Below are 18,840 nucleotides of genomic sequence, written 5' to 3'. Positions count from 1 at the left end.
GGGTCAGCTCTTGGCTGCGGCGGCCTTGGGCTTGGTGGCCTTGGCGGCCGCCGGGGCGGGTGCCGCCTTGGCGTCGTCGGCCGTGGTGGTGACCGCGGCGTCCTTGCCGGGCTCGGCGGCGGGCTCCTCGGGACGGACGCCCACGCCCAGCTTCTCCTTGATCTTCTTCTCGATCTCGTTGGCCAGGTCGGGGTTGTCCTTGAGGAAGTTGCGCGCGTTCTCCTTGCCCTGGCCGAGCTGGTCGCCCTCGTACGTGTACCAGGCGCCGGCCTTGCGCACGAAGCCGTGCTCCACGCCCATGTCGATCAGACCGCCCTCGCGGCTGATGCCCTGGCCGTAGAGGATGTCGAACTCGGCCTGCTTGAAGGGCGGCGCGACCTTGTTCTTGACGACCTTGCAGCGGGTGCGGTTGCCGACCGCCTCCGTGCCGTCCTTCAGGGTCTCGATACGACGGATGTCGATGCGCACCGAGGCGTAGAACTTCAACGCGCGGCCACCGGTCGTGGTCTCCGGGGAGCCGAACATCACGCCGATCTTCTCGCGGAGCTGGTTGATGAAGATCGCGGTGGTCTTGGACTGGTTGAGCGCGCTGGTGATCTTCCGCAGGGCCTGGCTCATCAGGCGGGCCTGCAGACCGACGTGGCTGTCGCCCATCTCGCCCTCGATCTCCGCGCGCGGGACGAGCGCGGCGACGGAGTCGATGACGATGAGGTCGAGGGCACCGGAGCGGACCAGCATGTCCACGATCTCCAGCGCCTGCTCGCCGTTGTCCGGCTGGGACAGGATCAGGTTGTCGATGTCGACGCCGAGCTTGCGCGCGTACTCGGGGTCGAGGGCGTGCTCCGCGTCCACGAACGCGACCTGGCCGCCGGCCTTCTGCGCGTTCGCCACCGCGTGCAGGGTCAGGGTGGTCTTACCGGACGACTCCGGGCCGTAGATCTCCACGACACGGCCGCGCGGCAGGCCACCGACGCCGAGGGCGACGTCGAGCGCGGTCGACCCGGTCGGGATGACCTCGATGGGCTCCTTGGACCGCTCGCCCATGCGCATGACCGCGCCCTTGCCGAATTGCCGTTCAATCTGCGCGAGCGCGGCGTCGAGCGCCTTCTCGCGGTCGGTTCCTGCCATGGGTTCCACCCGGTTTGCTTGAGTCGATCGCTTCACGTCAAAGACGCTAACGCCTGCCACTGACAATGCGCCCCGACGCAGGCTCGGCCTGTGGACAACCAGGGGACTCATCCCCGCAAAACAGGACGAAAATCCCTACCCCAAGCCCCGCCTGAGGCTCCATAAGAATGGATGTTCGATTTTTGTGTCAAGCGGACCGGCGGGGTCCGCAGGGCCGTGAGGCCCCCTCCCGGCGCGCGGCTCAGCCCTGCTACGAGGATTCCTCCGTACCCGGCTCCGTACCCGGCCGGCGCTCCCACACCCGTCGTATCCGGGTGAGCACCCCGGGGCCGCCCGGGCTCCGCCGGCGGTGGCCGTGCACCCGGGGATCGTCCGTGACGGCGTACCGCTTCACATATGCCCCGAGGAAGGCCTGCAGCGTGGCGACCGCCGGAATGGCGATCAGCGCCCCGACCGCGCCGAGCAGCGCGGTGCCCGCGATCACCGAGCCGAAGGCGACGGCCGGGTGGATGTCGACGGTCTTGGAGGTCAGCTTGGGCTGCAGCATGTAGTTCTCGAACTGCTGGTAGACCACGACGAAGACCAGCACCCACAGCGCGTACCAGGGATTCACGGTGAACGCGATCAGCATCGGCAGGGCGCCCGCGAGATAGGTGCCGATGGTCGGTATGAACTGCGAGACGAGACCCACCCACACACCGAGCACGGGCGCGTACGGCACGCTCAGGGCCTGCAGCAGGATGTAGTGCGCCACCCCGGAGATCAGCGCCATGAGGCCGCGCGAGTAGAGGTAGCCGCCCGTCTTGTCGACGGCGATCTCCCAGGCGCGCAGCACCTCCGCCTGGCGCGCGGGCGGCAGCACGGAGCACAGGGCGCGGCGCAGCCGGGGGCCGTCGGCCGCGAAGTAGAACGAGAACAGCATGATCGTCAGCAGCTGGAAGAGACCGCCGAGCACCTGGGCGGAGACGTCGAGCACTCCGGCCGCGCTGTTCTGCGCGTACTTGCGCAGCCAGTCGGAGTGCAGCAGGCCTTCCTGGACGTCCACGCGTCTGAGCTGGGTGTGGAAGGTCTGGTTGATCCAGTTGATGAGCGAGTCCAGGTAGTCCGGGAAGCCCTCGACCATCTTGATGATCTGGCCGGCCAGCATCGAGCCGAGGAGGGTGACGAAGCCCGCGCTGACGACGGCCAGGCCGAGGAAGACCAGGAAGGTGGCGAGCCCCCTGCGCATGCCGTGGGCGGCCATCCGGCTCACCGCGGGCTCGATGGCGAGGGCCAGGAAGAAAGCGATCAACATGTTGATCAGCAGCCCGGTGAGCTGGTGGAAGGCCCAGCTTCCCAGCTGGAAGGAGGCTATGAGCGCGAGGGCGAGCACCATGGCGCGCGGCAGCCAGCGCGGCATGCGGCCGCCCTGCGCGGCGCCGTCGGCCGGCGGCCGGGCGGGCGGCGTCGTAGCGGTCGGGGATGCTGCGGGCCGGGTGGTCGGCTCGGTGTCGTCAGTGGGTGCCACGCGCCCAGTCTCGCCCACGCCGCCGACAGCCCGCTGCCCTCCCCGGATCCTGGCGGCCGGTCAGCGCTTCTCCCCGGGTACGTCCATGACCGCGCAGACCACCCGCCACACGTCCTTGGCCTCCCAGCCCGCGTCCAGTGCCTCGTGCACCGTGCGCCCGCCCAGCTCCGTCATGACGTGGTCGCGCGCGAAGGTGTCGGCGTACCCCGGACCGAAGTGCTCCGCCATCCGCTGCCAGAAGACCGTCAACCGCATGACTCCAGTATCCCGCCCCTGGGGGTGGAGCCTGCCGGGGACCGCCTGCCGAGACCGCTTTCCGTCCTACGGTCTGCCCCATGGCCGAAACAGGAGACTCCCCCCTCCCCCCTACGCCCCCGGCGCGCTCCCCGCTCTTCCGCGCCGAACAGTTCGTCTGGCTCACCGCGCGCGTGCTGGAGCAGCGGCTCTTCGCGTACCACTTCCTGAACGGCTCCGCCGCCGCGGTGGAGGCGGCGCTGGACGCCTACCGCAACGAGGACGGCGGGTACGGTCACGCGCTCGAGCCCGATCTGCGCGGCCCCGTGAGCCAGCCTCTGCACACCGCGCACGCGCTGCGCGTGCTGGACGCGGTCGGGTGCTGCGGCGGGCAGCGGGTGGAGCGGGTGTGCCGCTATCTGACCTCCGTCTCCACCGCGGACGGCGCCCTGCCCGCCATCCATCCCAGCCAGCGCGGGTATCCGGCGGCGCCGTTCGTCCCGGTCGTGGACGACCCGCCCAGCGACCTGCTCGCCACCGGGCCCGTGGTGGGCGTGCTCCATCGCAACGAGGTGTGGCACGCCTGGCTGTTCCGGGCCACCGACTTCTGCTGGCAGGCGGTGGAGTCCCTGGAGAAGTCCCACCCCTACGAGGTGGAGGCGGCCGTGGCCTTCCTGGACTCCGCACCGGACCGCCCGCGCGCGGAGGCCGCCGCCGACCGACTGGGCCGCCTGGTGCGCGAGCAGCGGCTCGCGGCTCTCGACCCGGACCACCTCGACGCCTGGCCGGTCGCCCCCGGTTACGCCCCGGGCGAGCACCACTTCCCACACGACTTCGCGAAGGATCCGCAGTCGCTCGCGCGCGCGTGGTTCACCGACGAGGAGATGGCGCGCTCCCTTGACCTCCTCGCCGACGGCCAGCAGGAGGACGGCGGCTGGTCCGTCCGCTGGCGCCAGTGGGCACCGGTACCCGCGCTGGAGGCACGCCCCATGGTGACGATCGAGGCCCTGCGCACCCTGCGCGCGTACGGCCGCTTCGTGGGCTGAGCCGCACGGGGCCGCGCCGGGCTGGGGCGGGCCGGGGCCGGGCGGGACTGAGCCGGGCTCGGCCGGCCGGCGCCGGGCGCGGTGAGCCAGGCTGAGCCGGGTCTGGGGCACGGCGAGCCGGGCAGAGCTGTTCAAGTACCGCGAGGTGCCGGGACGAGCCGATCCGAACCGAGCCAGGCCGAGCTGGAATCAGCGGTGCCCGACCCGAACCGAGCCAGGCCGAACTGGAATCACCGGTGCCGGGACGAGCCGGAGCCGGCGCCGGTCGTCCGAGCCCGAGCCAGGCCAGGCCGGGCCAGGCCGGGCCGGGCCGGGCCAGGCCGGGTCGGGTCGGGTCGGGTCGGGTCGGGTCGGAGTCAGCGGCGCCGGTCCGGGCCGCGCTACCGGTCCGAGCCGACCTGGGACCGGGCGATGCCGTCCGGGCCGGGGCTGCCGGTGGAGCCGCTGGGGCACTGGACGCGTCGGGCGGAGGCGGGGCCGGTCGGGCTCGGGCGGCTCAGCCGGTTATCGCCCGGACCCCCGCCGTCACCACCACGGCCACCGCGACGACCAGCAGGAACGGTGCGCGCAGCAGCAGCGCGACGGCGGCGGCGCCGAGCCCCGCCGCCTTGGCGTCCAGCACGAGCGCGTGCCCGTCGGAGAACGCCTGCTGAGCGGTGAGCGCGGCGAGGAGGGCCACCGGGAGCAGCGCGGCGAGCCGGCGGACGGCCGGCCGCTCCAGCGCGCCGGCGGGCACGAGCAGTCCGGCGAGCTTGACGGCGTAGCAGCCGAGGGCGGTCAGGCCGATCGCGATCCAGGTGTTCACCGGTCCTCCTCCGGTCCGTCGGACGCCACGCGCCGGGTACGGCCGCCCCGCCGGCCCTCGGCGAACAGCACGGCCGGCGCCGCGAGCGCCGCCACCAGGACCGGTACGCCGGCCGGCAGGACGGGCAGCAGGCCGAGGCCCAGCAGGACCGCGAGGCCGGCGACGAAGCGTTCGGTGGGCGTCTTGAGCATGGGGGCGAGCAGAGCCAGGAACACGGCCGGTCCGGCCGCGTCCAGGCCCCAGGCGTCGGTGTTCCCGAGAGCCTTCGCGCCGAGCGCGCCGAGCAGCGTGGTGAGGTTCCACAGCAGGTACAGGCTGAGCCCGGTGACGGTGAAGCCGATCCGCGCCGCCCGCCGGGTCGGCTGGGCCAGGGTCACCGCCGTGGTCTCGTCGATCACCCACTGCGCGGCGAACGGCCGCACCGCGCGCGGGAGAGCCAGCAACTGTGAAAGGCGCAGTCCGTAGAACGCGTTGCGCACGCCCAGGAAGAAGGCCCCGGCGGCGGCCGTGAACGGGTTGCCGCCGGCGGCGAGCGCGCCCACGAGGGCGAACTGAGAGGCGCCGGTGAACACCAGGAGGCTGAGCACGCAGGTCTGCAGGAGCCCGAGTCCGCTGCCGGCCGAGGTCACCCCGAAGGCGACCCCGGACAGCCCTACGGCGACGCCGACGCCCAGGGCGTCCCGTACGACGGCTGCGTCAGGCTTCTCCTCGTGCACGGCGGCCGTCTCCGCGAGTGCTGTCTGTCGTTCTGCCACGCCTCGGACGGTACGGGTGGCCGTCAGCCCGGGTCTTGTACGTTCTTGCGCTCGCGCTGGTAGGCGCCCGGGGGCACGCCGACGATGCGGCTGAAGTGGCGGTTGAGGTGAGGCTGGTCGGTGAAGCCGACGGCCACGGCGGCCTCGGCGGGTGCCGTCCCCGCGTCCAGCAGGAGCCGCGCCCGGCGCACGCGGGCGTCGGTCAGCCAGGTGTGCGGGGGCATGCCGTAGACGTCGCGGAACGCCCGCAGCAGGGCGAACGGGCTGGTGCCGAGGTCGGCGGCCAGGCGTTCCAGGCTCGGCGGTTCGGCCATCCGCTCCTCCAGTACGGCACGCGCGCGTGCTGCGGTGCGGGCGCCGGCCGTCCGGGGCCGGCGCTGGGGCAGTGAGCCGCCGTTCAGCCGCAGCAGCCGGGTCACGGCCACGCGCAGCAGGGTGTCGGCGGCCAGGGCGTTGCCCTCCTCGGCGGCCCGGAGCACCTGGTGGACCAGGCGGACGGTGTACGGGTCGTCGAGGACCGGGCTGACGAAGCCGGGAGTGCCGCGCAGGGTCGTCGTCTCGGCGGCGATCGCGGCCACCACGTCGGGCGAGGGATAGACCGCGCCGTACCGCCAGCCCTCGGGCACACCGGCCCGGCCCGTGTGCGGGGTGTCCGGGTTGACCAGCGCGAGCGCCCCCGCGCCGACGGACACATCGGAGCCACGGTGACTGAAGACCTCGACGCCGTCGGCGATGCCCGCGATCACGAAGTTCTCGTGGGTGTGGCGCACGAAGGCCTTGTGCACATACCGGGCACGCAACAGATCGACCCCCGGCAGCTCCTCGTACCGCCAGTGCCGCGCCCGCTCGACCAACCCCGCCATGCCCCCATTCTCCGCCGCCACGCCCCTCTCCCGTCGGCCGCTCCTGTCAGGCCTCTGCTGTCGGACCGACCATGTCCGAGCTCCCGACCGCTCCCACAGTCCGCCGCCCACCTCCCACCTCCCACCGCCCACCGCCATCACCCACCCGTCCGTGTGGCTGAGACCTCGGTCCCCGGCCCCTGCCCGGCCCCTCACCCGCTCCACCCCCGCCCCATTTGCCCAGGTCAGGTCGATTGTCAGTGGGTGGGTGCAGGATGGACGCATGGTCAGTTCCGCGCATCGGGCCCTCGATGGCTTCTCCCCCGCGACCCGTGGCTGGTTCGCGGGGGCGTTCTCCGCGCCCACCGCGGCCCAGGCGGGTGCGTGGCGGGCCATCGGCGCGGGTTCGGACGTGCTGGTGGTGGCCCCGACCGGCTCGGGCAAGACGCTGGCCGCGTTCCTCGCCGCGCTGGACCAGCTGGCCTCGACCCCTCCCCCGGCCGACCCGAAGAAGCGCTGCCGGGTGCTGTACGTCTCGCCTCTGAAGGCCCTTGCGGTCGACGTCGAGCGGAACCTGCGCAGTCCGCTCACCGGCATCCGCCAGGAGTCCGTCCGCCTGGGTCTGCCCGAGCCGGAGGTGAAGGTCGGCATCCGCTCCGGCGACACCCCCGCCGCCGAGCGCCGCGCCCTGTCCACGCGCCCGCCGGACATCCTGATCACCACTCCCGAGTCACTGTTCCTGATGCTGACGTCGGCCACGCGCGACGCGCTCACGGGTGTCGAGACGGTGATCCTCGACGAGGTGCACGCGGTCGCGGGCACCAAGCGCGGCGCCCACCTCGCCCTCTCCCTGGAGCGGCTGGACGAGCTGCTGCCGCGCCCCGCCCGCCGCATCGGCCTGTCGGCGACGGTGCGCCCGGTGGACGAGGTGGCCCGGTATCTCTCGCCGCGCCGCAAGGTCGAGATCGTCCAGCCGGAGTCCGGCAAGGAGTTCGACCTCTCCGTGGTCGTGCCGGTCGAGGACATGGGCGAGCTGGGCGGCTCCCCGGCGACCGACGCCAACGACGGGGCCGAGCGGCCCTCCATCTGGCCGCACGTGGAGGAGCGGATCGCCGACCTGGTGCAGGCCCATCGGTCGACCATCGTGTTCGCCAACTCCCGCCGCCTCGCGGAGCGGCTGTGCAACCGGCTCAACGAGATCGCCTACGAGCGGGCGACCGGCGAGACGCTGGACGAGCACCACGCCCCGGCCCAGCTGATGGGCGGCTCCGGGGCGGCCCAGGGTGCGCCCCCGGTGCTCGCCCGCGCGCACCACGGCTCGGTCTCCAAGGAGCAGCGCGCCCTGGTGGAGGAGGACCTGAAGGCGGGCCGGCTGCCCGCCGTGGTCGCCACCTCCAGCCTGGAGCTGGGCATCGACATGGGCGCCGTCGACCTCGTCGTCCAGGTCGAGTCCCCGCCGTCGGTGGCCTCCGGGCTCCAGCGCGTCGGCCGCGCGGGGCACCAGGTGGGCGCTGTCTCCACCGGCGTGGTCTTTCCCAAGTACCGGGGCGATCTGGTGCAGGCGGCCGTGGTCACCGAGCGGATGCGCTCGGGTGCCATCGAGTCCCTGAGGGTCCCCGCGAACCCGCTGGACGTGCTCGCCCAGCAGCTCGTCGCCATGACGGCGCTGGACACCTGGCAGTTCGACGACCTCCTCGCCACGGTCCGTCGCGCGGCCCCCTTCGCCTCGCTCCCCGAGTCGGCCTTCACGGCGACCCTCGACATGCTCGCGGGCCGCTACCCCTCGGACGCGTTCGCCGAGCTGCGCCCGCGCGTGGTGTGGGACCGCGTGGCCGGCACGGTCACCGGCCGCCCCGGCGCCCAGCGCCTCGCGGTCACCTCCGGCGGCACGATCCCGGACCGCGGCCTCTTCGGGGTCTTCCTCGCCGGTTCCGACCCCAAGAAGGGCGGGGGCCGGGTCGGCGAGCTGGACGAGGAGATGGTGTACGAGTCCCGGGTGGGGGACGTCTTCACCCTGGGCACCAGCTCCTGGCGGATCGAGGACATCACGCGCGACCGGGTCCTGGTCTCCCCCGCGCCGGGCGTGCCGGGCCGGCTGCCGTTCTGGAAGGGCGACCAGCTCGGCCGCCCGCTGGAACTGGGCCGCGCGGTGGGCGCTTTCCTGCGCGAGGTGGGCTCCCTGCCCAGGGAGGACGCGCGGCTGCGCCTGCTGGCGGCGGGCCTGGACGCGTGGGCCGCGGACAACGTCCTGTCCTACCTGGACGAGCAGCGCGAGGCGTGCGGCCATGTCCCGGACGACCGCACGATCGTCGTCGAGCGCTTCCGCGACGAGCTGGGCGACTGGCGGGTCGTCGTCCACTCCCCCTTCGGCGCCCAGGTGCACGCCCCCTGGGCCCTCGCGCTCGGCGCCCGTCTGTCCGAGCGGTACGGCATGGACGCCCAGGTCATGCATGCCGACGACGGCATCGTGCTGCGCCTGCCCGACGCCGACCTGATGGGCCTGGACCTGCTCGACCAGGCCCCGACGAAGGCCGGCACCGAGTACGACAGCGAGCAGGCACCCGTCGGAGCGGCGGACGTCGCCTTCGACAAGGGCGAGGTCGACCAGGTCGTCACCGATCAGGTCGGCAGCTCCGCCCTGTTCGCCTCCCGGTTCCGGGAATGCGCCGCCCGCGCGCTGCTGCTGCCGCGCCGCAACCCCGGCCGGCGCACCCCGCTGTGGCAGCAGCGCCAGCGGGCCGCCCAGCTGCTGCAGGTGGCGAGCGAGTTCGGTTCGTTCCCGATCGTCCTGGAGGCGGTCCGGGAGTGCCTGCAGGACGTCTTCGACGTTCCGGGCCTCGTGGAACTGATGGGTGACATCGAGGCGCGCAAGGTCCGCCTGGTCGAGGTCACCACTCCGGAGCCGTCCCCCTTCGCCCGCTCGCTCCTGTTCGGCTACGTCGCCCAGTTCCTGTACGAGGGTGACTCCCCGCTCGCCGAGCGCCGCGCCGCCGCCCTGTCGCTGGACTCCCGGCTGCTGGCCGAGCTGCTGGGCCAGGCGGAGCTGCGCGAGCTGCTCGACGCCGAGGTGCTGACCGAGCTGGAGCGCGAGCTGCAGTGGCTGACGGAGGACCGCCGGGTCAAGGACGTGGAGGGTGTGGCCGACGTCCTGCGGCTGCTGGGTCCGCTGACCGACGCCGAGCTGGCCGAGCGGGGCGCGGATCCCGCGTGGGCGCGGGATCTGGCCGGCGCCCGCCGGGCCATCAGGGTCCGCATCGCCGGCGCCGAGCACTGGGCGGCCGTCGAGGACGCGGGCCGACTGCGCGACGCCCTGGGCACGGCGCTGCCCGTGGGCGTCCCGGAGGCCTTCACCGAACCGGTCAAGGACCCGCTCGGCGACCTCCTCGCGCGCTACGCCCGCACGCACGGCCCCTTCACGTCGGCCACGGCGGCGGCCCGCTTCGGCCTGGGGGTGGCGGTCACCGAGGGCGCGCTGCACCGGCTGGCCGCGAACGGCCGTGTGGTCCAGGGCGAGTTCCACCCGGCGGGCATCGGCCAGGAGTGGTGCGACGCGGCCGTACTGCGCCGGCTGCGCCGTCGCTCCCTGGCCGCGCTCCGGCACGAACTGGAGCCCGTACCGCCCGCCGCCCTCGCCCAGTTCCTGCCTCAGTGGCAGCACATCGGCAAGGGCCATGGGCTGCGCGGCATCGACGGACTGGTGCGCGCCGTCGAGCAGCTGCAGGGCGCCTCCGTACCCGCCTCGGCGCTGGAGAAGCTGGTCCTCCCCTCCCGGGTGGCCGGCTACACGCCCTCGATGCTCGACGAACTCACCGCCGCGGGCGAGGTGGTGTGGGCCGGGGCGGGCGCGCTGCCCGGCAAGGACGGTTGGGTCTCCCTCTATCTGGCCGACGCCGCACCCCTTCTCCTGCCGCCGCCGCACCCCCTGGAGCCGACCGCGCTCCACCAGTCGGTCCTGGACGCCCTCTCCGGCGGCTACGGCCTGTTCTTCCGCCAGATCGCCGACCAGGTCCGCGCCACCACCCATCCCGACGCCACCGATCCCCAGCTGGCCGACGCCCTGTGGGACCTGGCCTGGTCGGGACGGCTCACCAACGACACCCTCGCCCCGATGCGCTCGCTCCTGGGCTCGGGCCGGACGGCGGGCTCGACGGCCCACCGCGCCAAACGCGCCGTCCCGCGCGGCCGTTACGGCTCCCTCACGGCCGCCGCGCGCACCGCCTCGCGCAGCGGCCCGCCGACGGTGGCCGGCCGCTGGTCCCTGCTCCCGGCGTCCGAACCGGACGCCACCGTGCGCGCCCACGCGCTGGCCCGCACGCTCCTGGACCGGCATGGCGTGGTCACCCGGGGAGCGGTGGCCGCGGAGGGCGTCGAGGGCGGCTTCTCGGCGGTGTACCGCGTGCTGTCGGCCTTCGAGGAGAGCGGACAGGCGCGACGCGGGTACGTGGTCGAGGGTTTGGGCGCCGCCCAGTTCGCGATGGACGGCGCGGTAGACCGCCTCCGCGCGGTGTCCAACGCCCGTGAACGCGGCGAGAGCCTGCCCGCGCCGAACGGTTTCGGCAACGGTACCGCCGGCGTCTCCCCCTTCCCCGACGGCGGCCACAGCACCCCGAGCGCCTTCGACCAGGCCGACAGCGGACTCACCCACCCGGGCGTCGACGGCGACTTCACCTGGCCACCGCGCAACAGCCCCGCCCGGCCGGGCGCCTCGACCTGGCGACCGGAGGACGCGCTCAGGCCCTCGGACGACTTCTCCTGGCCGCCGCACGGCACTCCCGCCACGCCCGGCGATCTCACCTGGCCGCCGGAGGACCACCGCCCCGCCCCGGGCGACTACGTCTCCCCGCGCGACCTCGCCCCCGCCGACCCCTTCGCCTCCCCCGGCTACGGCGGCCCCCGGGGCGGCGGGTCCACCGCCTACGTCCCGCCCGCGAGCCGGGGCTTCGGCGGCGACCGCCGTACCCGCTCCTCCTCCCCCGACTCCCGTGCCGTGGTCCTCGCCGCTGCGGACCCCGCCAACGCCTACGGCGCGGCGCTGCCCTGGCCCGAGCCGCCGAACGGGGCCGGGCACAAGCCGGGCCGCAAGGCGGGCTCGCTCGTCGTGCTGGTGGAGGGCGAGCTCACGCTGTACATGGAGCGCGGTGGCAAGACGCTGCTGGCCTGGCCGTCCGCCCCCGACACGGCCGCCACCGACGACCCCCGCCTGCGTACGGCCGCCGAGGCCCTGGCCGCGGCCGCCCGCGCGGGCTCTCTCGGCACGGTCACGGTGGAGCGGGTCAACGGCACCCAGGCCCTCACCTCCCCCCTGGGCACCCTCCTGGAAGGAGCGGGCTTCATCGCCACCCCCCGCGGCCTGCGCCTGAGACCCTGACCTGCCCGGCGGACCCGGCATCCCGCCGCCGGGAGCCCCGCCCGTGCCCCTCCGTGGCACCCTTGACGCATGCCCGAAGGTGACACCGTCTGGCAGGCCGCGAGGCGGCTGCATGAGGCTCTTGCCGGCAAGGTGCTGACCCGCAGTGACTTCCGGGTGCCGAAATACGCCACGGTCGATCTCGCCGGCCGGTCGGTGCTGAACACGATGCCCCGCGGCAAGCATCTGCTCACCCGGTTCGAGGGCGGCCTGACCCTCCACACGCATCTGCGCATGGAGGGCTCCTGGAAGGTGTTCGGCACGGGCGAGCGCTGGCGCGGCGGCCCCGCGCACCAGATCCGCGTGATCCTCGGCACCGCCGACCGCACGGCCGTGGGGTACCGCCTGCAGGTGATGGAGCTGCTGCGCACCGGCGAGGAGGACCGGGTCGTCGGCCACCTCGGCCCCGACCTGCTGGGCCCGGACTGGGACCCCGGGCGCGCCCTCGCCAACCTCCTCGAGGACCCCGCCCGCCCTCTCGGCGAGGCCCTGCTGGACCAGCGCAATCTCGCCGGCATCGGCAACGTCTACAAGAGCGAGCTGTGCTTCCTGCTCGGTGTGACCCCCTGGCTGCCGGTCGGCGCCCTGCCCGCGGACCGCGCCGCCCAGTTGCCCCCGCTCGCCAAGAGGCTCCTGGAGGTCAACCGCGTCCGCCCGGTACGCCAGACCACCGGCCTGCCCCGGCAGGACCTGTTCGTGTACGGCCGCGCACCCCGCCCCTGTCTGCGCTGCGGAACACCGGTCCGGGTGGCCGACCAGGGCGACGGCTCCCAGGAGCGCCCCACCTACTGGTGCCCGGCCTGCCAGACCGGCCCCGCCCCGGCGCCGGGCACGGCGCAGCAATGGCGGGAGCGCTACCCTCGCCGGCCTTCTCTGCCGTACTGATTGACGCCCCGTCAGAAACGCTCGTACGGTCCTTGCATGCCCCTCACGGCGTACGACCTCACGGGACGCACCGCGTTCGTCACCGGAGCCGCCGGCGGCATCGGCCGGGCCTGCGCGGTCCTGCTCGCCGAGGCGGGTGCGACGGTGCACTGTGCCGACCTGGACGCGGACGGCCTGCACGGCACCGCCAAGCTGATCGAGGACCGCGGCGGCAGCGCCCGCACGCATGTCCTCGACGTCACCGACCGGGCCGCCCTCGGCGCGGCCGTACGGTCCTGCGGGCGGCTGGACGTCATGGCGGCGATCGCCGGGATCATGCACAGCAGCCCGGTCCTGGAGACCCGGGACGAGGACCTCGACCGGGTGCTGGACGTCAACTTCAAGGGTGTGCTCCACGCCTGCCAGGAAGCGGTCCGGCTGATGCTCGCCCAGGGCACCCGCGGCAGCGTGGTCACCATGGCGTCCGGTGCGGTCGACACCGGCGGCCCCGGGCTGCTGTGCTACGGCGCCGCCAAGGCGGCCGTGGTCCAGCTGACGAAGACGCTGGCGACCGAGGTCGGCCGGCACGGCATCCGGGTCAACGCGGTCGCCCCGGGCTGGATCCGCACCCCCATGACCGACCGCCACGACAGCGAGGCGCAGGCGCACACCGAGACGCTGATGGCGCGGATGGCGCCGCTCGGCCGGGTCGGCGAGCCCGACGACGTCGCGCACACGGTGCTCTACCTGGCGTCGGACGCGTCGTCGTTCATGACAGGTCAGATCCTGCGGCCGAACGGCGGCGTGGCCATGCCCTGGTAGCGGCCCCCTCCCGCCAGGCGGCGGCCCACCGCCCCGACGCCACGGCCCCCGCCGCGCGCCCCTTGGGCACGCAGTGCACCGGCAGCACGCTCAGCCCCCACCCGCCGACCGCGACGGCCCCTTCGAGCACGCCCGCATCATCGCGCAGCACGATCCTCAGCACGGCCCACCACCACACCGCTCCCAGCCCGAGAACGGCCCCCCAGCGCACCATCCGCCTCACCATGGCCGTCACCTCCAGCGGGACGCTAGAACGCCGTCTCACGCGCGCGGGAGGCGCACCGGAGGGCTCACGGATGCAGGCGCCGGCAGCGCCACGGGGCCGCACCGCTCACGCGTTCGCGGCCTGGAACATCCAATGATGTTTCTCCAGGTCGGCCGTGATGCCGATGAAGATGTCCTGGGAGACGGGGTCCGCGTCGCCGGTGGCTGCCACCCGTTCCCGCATCCGCGTGATCACCGCGCCCAGCGCGTCCACCATCGCCCGGACCGCGTCCGAGTCCTTGATCCAGCCGGCCGGGGTGGTCCCGATGCCGCTGCCGGAGGCCACCGTGGCCGCGCGTCCGTCGGGCGGCACGCCGAGCGCCGAGGCCCGTTCGGCCACCGTGTCGGAGTGGCTGCGCGCGGAGCCGACGACCTCGTCGAGCTGCAGGTGAATGGGCCGGAAGCGGGGGCCGACGACGTTCCAGTGGATCTGCTTGGCGACCAGCGCCAGGTCCACCAGATCCATGAGGGCGCCCTGCAGCGCCTCCGCCACGGTCTTCAGGGCGTCGTCGGACAACGGGCTCTTCACGACGTACATCCGCTTCCTCCGGGTGGTGGGGCGCCGTCACGTCCCTCCACCATGACCGCCCCGCCCGATACCGGCAAACGGACGCAAAAACACCCTCCCAGGGACGACGAAAGCCCCGGCCGGGGCCCAGGGCTTCCTGGAGATCCCGGCCGGGGCTTCACACGTCTCGGGTCAGTGGGCCGCGCGCGCCAAGGTCACGCGGCGACCACGTCCACGGCCTCGGCGGGTGCCTTGATGGTCACCCGTTCCGGTGGCACACCGGTCACCGACACGGAACCCAGCATCGGACGGACCGGCGTGGGTACGGGCTCGGTGGCCCGGGCGGACTGGGCCAGTTCGGCGAGCGCCAGCTCGTCGCTCACTTCCCGCATGAGTTCCGACATCCGTACGTCCAGCGCGTCGCAGATGGCGGCGAGCAGCTCGGAGGAAGCCTCCTTCTGCCCCCGCTCCACCTCGGAGAGATAGCCGAGTGAGACTCGGGCGGACGAGGAGACTTCGCGCAGAGTACGGCCCTGGCGTTGGCGCTGCCGACGCAGCACGTCACCCAGCAGGCGACGGAGCAGAATCATCGGTGGCTCCCTCCTCGGACCGCGTAGCCGCATCCTTCTCGCCCCACCGTACCGCCTTGCGCCGCGGCCGTGCGGGGAGCGATGTCGTGTTCACTCAGGGCTGCAAACATCAAAACCCCCCGTTCCGTTCCGTATCCTGTGCCCGCTCATTCCCAGTCTGTTCGCCCGTAAGCCCCCTCAGAAGCAGGGCGAGTACGCTCCGTACACTCTCCATACGAATTTCCGCACGGCTGCCGTTCAACCGCAGGGCCTCCACTTTTCCGCCACCGGCAGAACCGGAGCGGTCGGTGAGCGGCCCGTCGACGGCCACGAAGACCGTCCCCACGGGCCGGCCGTCCTGGGGGTCGGGGCCGGCGACTCCGGTCGTGGCGATGCCCCAGTCGGCTCCCAGAGCCTTGCGCACCCCGGCCGCCATCTGGGCCGCGACCTGCGGATCCACCGCCCCGTGCTGTGCCAGCAGGGCTGCGTCGACCGCCAGCAGTTCGTGCTTGAGCTCGGTGGCGTAGGCGGTCACCGAGCCCCGCAGGACCTTGGACGCTCCGGGGACGGAAGTGATCTCCGCCGCGACCAGACCACCGGTGAGCGACTCGGCGACGGCGAGGGTCTGGCCCCTCACGGTCAGTAGTCGCACCAGTTCGGTGGCCGCGGAACTCACGCTTCCTTCTCCTCCAACGATGCCGCACGCTCGGCGATTCCCCGCCGGCGCAGCACAATGGCTTGTCTCACATAGTCCAGGCCTGTGACGACAGTGAGGACGACGGCCACGGCCATCACCCAGAACCTCAGGGTCGCCAGCCACCCCGTCAGTGCCAGGACGTACATCCCGACGGCGACGCCCTGGGTGAGCGTCTTGAGCTTGCCGCCCCGGCTCGCGGGAATCACACCGTAGCGAATGACCAGAAATCGCAGCAGCGTGATGCCCAGTTCCCGGCCCAGGATCACCGCCGTCACCCACCAGGGCAGATCGCCCAGGCCCGACAGGCAGATGAGCGCCGCCCCCATGATCGCCTTGTCGGCGATGGGGTCGGCGATCTTCCCGAAGTCGGTGACCAGGTTGTAGGTGCGCGCCAGATGCCCGTCGAACAGATCGGTGATCATGGCGACGGCGAACGCCGCCCAGGCGAGCGAGCGCCAGGCCGGGTCGTACCCCCCGTCCGCCAGCATCAGCGCGACGAAGCCCGGCACGAGGAGGAGGCGGAGCATCGTCAGCAGATTGGCGACGTTCCACACGCTCGCCTGGTTGACGGCCGCGGCAGCGATCTTCCCGCCGCGCGCGGGCCTCGCCTCACCGGCCGGGCCGGAGCCGGAATCAGGAACAGTGCCGGAGACCTCGGACGCAGCGCCGTCGGCAGCGGCGGCGGAACCCCGGGCGCCCTGCGCACCGGAGGAGCCACCCGCGGCGGATGCCGGGACTCCGGTCATCTGTCCGCCTCCTCACTACACGCGAGCGAGCTCAGCGGCTCGGCCACCAGGTCGACACCTTCCGTGCCGACCACCTTCGCCTCGACCATACGTCCGACCGTGAGAGCCGCGCCGCTCGTGAGCAGCACCTGGCCGTCGGTCTCCGGCGCCTGGTGCGCGGCGCGGCCGTACACGCCCTCTTCGTCGTCCACGGACTCCACGAGGACGCGGACGGTCTCCCCGACGCGCTCCTCCGCACGCTGCGAGACCAGCTCCTCGGCGAGCCGGGACACCCGCGCCAGGCGCTCGGCGACGACGTCCTCGTCGAGCTTGCCGTCGTACGTCGCCGCCTCGGTGCCCTCCTCGTCGGAGTAGCCGAAGACGCCGATGGCGTCCAGGCGGGCGCCGTTCAGGAAGCGCTCGAGCTCGGCCAGGTCGGACTCGCTCTCGCCGGGGAAGCCGACGATGAAGTTGGAGCGCACGCCGGCCTCGGGCGCCTTGGAGCGGATGGTGTCGAGCAGCTCCAGGAAGCGGTCGGTGTCGCCGAAGCGGCGCATGGCGCGCAGCACGGCGGGGGCGGAGTGCTGGAAGGACAGGTCGAAGTACGGCGCGACCTTGGGGGTCGAGGTCAGTACGTCGATGAGCCCCGGGCGCATCTCGGCCGGCTGCAGGTAGCTGACGCGCACGCGTTCGATGCCGTCGACCTCGGCCAGCTCGGGCAGCAGGGACTCCAGCAACCGGATGTCGCCGAGGTCCTTGCCGTAGGAGGTGTTGTTCTCGGAGACGAGCATGATCTCCGTGACGCCCTGTTCGGCCAGCCAGCGGGTCTCGTTGAGCACGTCGCTGGGGCGGCGGGAGATGAAGGAGCCGCGGAAGGACGGGATGGCGCAGAAGGAGCAGCGCCGGTCGCAGCCGGAGGCGAGCTTGACCGAGGCGACCGGGGAGCCGCCCAGACGGCGGCGCAGGGGGGCGCGCGGGCCGGAGGCGGGCGCGACGCCCTCGGGCAGGTCGGCGGGGCCGTGGCCGGGGAGGGCGACGGCGGCGGCCGACTCCTGGCGCTCGGCCGGGCTGATCGGCAGCAGCTTGCGGCGGTCGCGCGGGGTGTGGGAGGCGTGGACACCGCCGGACAGGATGGTCTGCAGGCGGTCGGAGATGTCCGCGTAGTCGTCGAAGCCGAGCACGCCGTCGGCCTCGGGCAGCGCCTCGGCCAGTTCCTTGCCGTATCGCTCGGCCATGCAGCCCACCGCCACGACGGCCTGGGTTCTGCCGTGGTCCTTGAGGTCGTTGGCCTCGAGGAGGGCGTCGACGGAGTCCTTCTTGGCGGCTTCGACGAAGCCACAGGTGTTGACCACGGCGACATCGGCGTCCGCGGCGTCCTCGACGAGCTGCCAGCCGTCCGCCTCCAAACGGCCTGCGAGCTCCTCCGAGTCCACCTCGTTACGGGCGCAGCCGAGAGTGACGAGTGCGACGGTACGGCGTTCAGGCATGGGCTCAAGACTACTTCGTCCCACGGACACCCCATGTCGACGGGGTTGGCGATCTTGGCCGACCCCGTCACCCACCCGTTCCGGGAAGGGCCTGCTAGCCGACCTCCGGGTCGCCCTTGGTGTAGGTGAGGCGTTCCACCGCGCCCGGGCGGAAGTCGTCCTCGATCTTCTTGCCGTTGACGTACAGCTGGATCGCGCCGGCGTCGCCGAGGATCAGGTTGATCTTGGAGCTGTCCTGGAAGGTCTTGGACGCGCCCTTCTGCAGCAGCCCGTCGAAGAGCATCCGGCCGTTGTGGTCCTTGGCGGAGATCCAGCTGCGCCCGTTCGCCGCGCTGACCTGGACGGTGACCTTGTCCTGCGGCGCGGCCGCGATGGCGCTGTCGGACGGCTCGGCCGTCGGCGCCGCCGGCTTGTCCTTCTTGGGGGTGGGCGAGGCGGATGTGCTGGGCTTGTGCGTGGTGCCCTCGGCCACCTGGGACTTGGCGTCGTTGCCGCTGCCGCCGCCCTTGAACGCGGTGAACCCGACGAAGCCGATGACGGCGACGATCGCGGCGACCATGGCCGCGGTCCAGTTGGGCCCCCGTCGCTCGGGGCGGATGCGTTCCGCCTCGAACAGGGGCGCGGCCGGGGTCGGTGCGGGCCGCCCGCCGTGCTCGGCGTCGTACTGCGCGATCAGCGGTGCGGGGTCGAGGTGGACGGCCCGGGCCAGCGTGCGCAGGTGCCCACGGGCGTACACGTCACCGCCGCACGGGGTGAAGTCGTCCGCCTCGATGGCGCGCACGATGGCGATCCGGACACGAGTGGCACTGCTGACGTCGTCGACGGTGAGCCCGGCCGCGATACGCGCCTGCTGCAGGGCACGACCCACGGAGGGACGGGCTTCCTCGGACACGTCGGAGAACGGACGCTCGTCTTCAGGGGAGTTGCCGATGGACACGGGGGCGCCTTTCGAGCGTTCTAGCCACCTGTGCTGGAGGTTCAGTCTAGGGGGGTGCGAAAGGTGGAGCGACCGGGCGGTGGTTCTTTATACGCCATCGGAATGGCCGGACAATCCGATGGTGGGACAGACACGTACCCCGTCACGGGAGCCGTAACTGCCCTTTCGCTCAACTTGACGTACCGCAAAGGGAAACGGTTGCCCGGCGCTCTCTAACGGCTCGATCACGACGATGCGCCACCC

At 72.9% G+C, this 18,840-nt stretch carries 16 protein-coding genes; 4 read left to right on the top strand and 12 right to left on the bottom strand.

What is annotated here, in order from left to right:
* Nucleotides 1-3: 3 nt before the first annotated feature.
* From recA to ACZ404_RS10905, 3 genes are all read right to left on the bottom strand, one after another.
* The gene (gene recA / locus ACZ404_RS10915) at nt 4-1,128 is read right to left on the bottom strand and encodes a recombinase RecA (RefSeq protein ID WP_468438216.1); all 1,125 of its coding nucleotides are present in this window, start codon (nt 1,126-1,128) and stop codon (nt 4-6) included.
* Nucleotides 1,129-1,378: 250 nt separating this feature from the next.
* Nucleotides 1,379-2,635, bottom strand: coding sequence for an AI-2E family transporter (locus ACZ404_RS10910; RefSeq protein ID WP_468438214.1), 1,257 nt, complete (start codon nt 2,633-2,635; stop codon nt 1,379-1,381).
* 60 nt (nt 2,636-2,695) lie between these two features.
* Nucleotides 2,696-2,890: a DUF3046 domain-containing protein gene (locus ACZ404_RS10905; RefSeq protein WP_468438211.1), complete on the bottom strand. Its 195-nt coding sequence runs from the start codon at nt 2,888-2,890 to the stop codon at nt 2,696-2,698.
* An 80-nt stretch (nt 2,891-2,970) separates the two neighbouring features.
* Here ACZ404_RS10905 and ACZ404_RS10900 point away from each other — a divergent pair, with 80 nt between their 5' ends.
* On the top strand, nt 2,971-3,915 hold the full coding sequence (locus ACZ404_RS10900) for a hypothetical protein (RefSeq protein WP_468438209.1): 945 nt from the start codon (nt 2,971-2,973) through the stop codon (nt 3,913-3,915).
* A gap of 496 nt (nt 3,916-4,411) precedes the next feature.
* On the opposite strand, the gene ACZ404_RS10895 is transcribed toward ACZ404_RS10900, so the two are convergent.
* Genes ACZ404_RS10895 through ACZ404_RS10885 form a run of 3 tightly spaced genes read right to left on the bottom strand, consistent with a single transcriptional unit; the run spans nt 4,412 to nt 6,338 of the window.
* Nucleotides 4,412-4,720, bottom strand: coding sequence for an AzlD domain-containing protein (locus ACZ404_RS10895; protein ID WP_468438207.1), 309 nt, complete (start codon nt 4,718-4,720; stop codon nt 4,412-4,414).
* A complete protein-coding gene (locus ACZ404_RS10890; RefSeq protein WP_468438205.1) occupies nt 4,717-5,475 on the bottom strand; it encodes an AzlC family ABC transporter permease in 759 nt (252 codons plus the stop codon). The genes ACZ404_RS10895 and ACZ404_RS10890 overlap by 4 nt, the downstream gene beginning before the upstream one ends.
* A 23-nt stretch (nt 5,476-5,498) precedes the next feature.
* Nucleotides 5,499-6,338: an AraC family transcriptional regulator gene (locus ACZ404_RS10885; protein WP_468438203.1), complete on the bottom strand. Its 840-nt coding sequence runs from the start codon at nt 6,336-6,338 to the stop codon at nt 5,499-5,501.
* A gap of 262 nt (nt 6,339-6,600) precedes the next feature.
* Between ACZ404_RS10885 and ACZ404_RS10880 the strand changes: the two genes are divergently transcribed.
* From ACZ404_RS10880 to ACZ404_RS10870, 3 genes are all read left to right on the top strand, one after another.
* The gene (locus ACZ404_RS10880) at nt 6,601-11,685 is read left to right on the top strand and encodes an ATP-dependent helicase (RefSeq protein ID WP_468438201.1); all 5,085 of its coding nucleotides are present in this window, start codon (nt 6,601-6,603) and stop codon (nt 11,683-11,685) included.
* Nucleotides 11,686-11,754: 69 nt separating this feature from the next.
* A complete protein-coding gene (locus ACZ404_RS10875) occupies nt 11,755-12,609 on the top strand; it encodes an Fpg/Nei family DNA glycosylase (protein ID WP_468438199.1) in 855 nt (284 codons plus the stop codon).
* 36 nt (nt 12,610-12,645) lie between these two features.
* Nucleotides 12,646-13,410: an SDR family NAD(P)-dependent oxidoreductase gene (locus tag ACZ404_RS10870; RefSeq protein ID WP_468438197.1), complete on the top strand. Its 765-nt coding sequence runs from the start codon at nt 12,646-12,648 to the stop codon at nt 13,408-13,410.
* Nucleotides 13,411-13,741: 331 nt separating this feature from the next.
* Here the strand turns inward: ACZ404_RS10870 and ACZ404_RS10865 are convergent, their stop codons facing one another.
* The 6 genes from ACZ404_RS10865 to ACZ404_RS10840 form a co-directional block, all read right to left on the bottom strand.
* Nucleotides 13,742-14,212, bottom strand: a complete 471-nt coding sequence (locus tag ACZ404_RS10865; RefSeq protein ID WP_468438195.1) for a Dps family protein — start codon at nt 14,210-14,212, stop codon at nt 13,742-13,744.
* Between the two features lie 185 nt (nt 14,213-14,397).
* Nucleotides 14,398-14,772 carry a helix-turn-helix domain-containing protein gene (locus ACZ404_RS10860; RefSeq protein WP_014675397.1) on the bottom strand — a complete coding sequence of 125 codons (375 nt, stop codon included), beginning with the start codon at nt 14,770-14,772 and terminating at the stop codon, nt 14,398-14,400.
* Nucleotides 14,773-14,881: 109 nt separating this feature from the next.
* On the bottom strand, nt 14,882-15,427 hold the full coding sequence (locus tag ACZ404_RS10855) for a CinA family protein (protein WP_468438193.1): 546 nt from the start codon (nt 15,425-15,427) through the stop codon (nt 14,882-14,884).
* Nucleotides 15,424-16,194 (bottom strand): CDP-diacylglycerol--glycerol-3-phosphate 3-phosphatidyltransferase, encoded by a 771-nt coding sequence (pgsA, locus tag ACZ404_RS10850; RefSeq protein ID WP_468438189.1) that lies wholly within the window; start codon nt 16,192-16,194, stop codon nt 15,424-15,426. Before pgsA ends, ACZ404_RS10855 begins: the two co-directional genes overlap by 4 nt.
* The gene (gene rimO / locus ACZ404_RS10845; protein WP_468438186.1) at nt 16,191-17,660 is read right to left on the bottom strand and encodes a 30S ribosomal protein S12 methylthiotransferase RimO; all 1,470 of its coding nucleotides are present in this window, start codon (nt 17,658-17,660) and stop codon (nt 16,191-16,193) included. Before rimO ends, pgsA begins: the two co-directional genes overlap by 4 nt.
* Before the next feature lie 94 nt (nt 17,661-17,754).
* Entirely contained in the window at nt 17,755-18,597 is an 843-nt protein-coding gene (locus ACZ404_RS10840; RefSeq protein WP_468438184.1) for a helix-turn-helix domain-containing protein, read from the bottom strand.
* Nucleotides 18,598-18,840: the final 243 nt, after the last annotated feature.

The organism is Streptomyces sp. NPDC030798 (assembly GCF_055572275.1).
This window is presented reverse-complemented; position numbering and strand designations above follow the sequence as displayed.

Bases quoted from the DNA above. Each gene is read 5' to 3' on its own strand.
- recA (WP_468438216.1), bottom strand. From the start codon at position 1,128: ATGGCAGGAACCGACCGCGAGAAGGCGCTCGACGCCGCGCTCGCGCAG.
- ACZ404_RS10905 (WP_468438211.1), bottom strand. From the start codon at position 2,890: ATGCGGTTGACGGTCTTCTGGCAGCGGATGGCGGAGCACTTCGGTCCG.
- ACZ404_RS10900 (WP_468438209.1), top strand. From the start codon at position 2,971: ATGGCCGAAACAGGAGACTCCCCCCTCCCCCCTACGCCCCCGGCGCGC.
- ACZ404_RS10885 (WP_468438203.1), bottom strand. From the start codon at position 6,338: ATGGCGGGGTTGGTCGAGCGGGCGCGGCACTGGCGGTACGAGGAGCTG.
- ACZ404_RS10880 (WP_468438201.1), top strand. From the start codon at position 6,601: ATGGTCAGTTCCGCGCATCGGGCCCTCGATGGCTTCTCCCCCGCGACC.
- ACZ404_RS10875 (WP_468438199.1), top strand. From the start codon at position 11,755: ATGCCCGAAGGTGACACCGTCTGGCAGGCCGCGAGGCGGCTGCATGAG.
- ACZ404_RS10870 (WP_468438197.1), top strand. From the start codon at position 12,646: ATGCCCCTCACGGCGTACGACCTCACGGGACGCACCGCGTTCGTCACC.
- ACZ404_RS10865 (WP_468438195.1), bottom strand. From the start codon at position 14,212: ATGTACGTCGTGAAGAGCCCGTTGTCCGACGACGCCCTGAAGACCGTG.
- ACZ404_RS10860 (WP_014675397.1), bottom strand. From the start codon at position 14,772: ATGATTCTGCTCCGTCGCCTGCTGGGTGACGTGCTGCGTCGGCAGCGC.
- pgsA (WP_468438189.1), bottom strand. From the start codon at position 16,194: ATGACCGGAGTCCCGGCATCCGCCGCGGGTGGCTCCTCCGGTGCGCAG.
- rimO (WP_468438186.1), bottom strand. From the start codon at position 17,660: ATGCCTGAACGCCGTACCGTCGCACTCGTCACTCTCGGCTGCGCCCGT.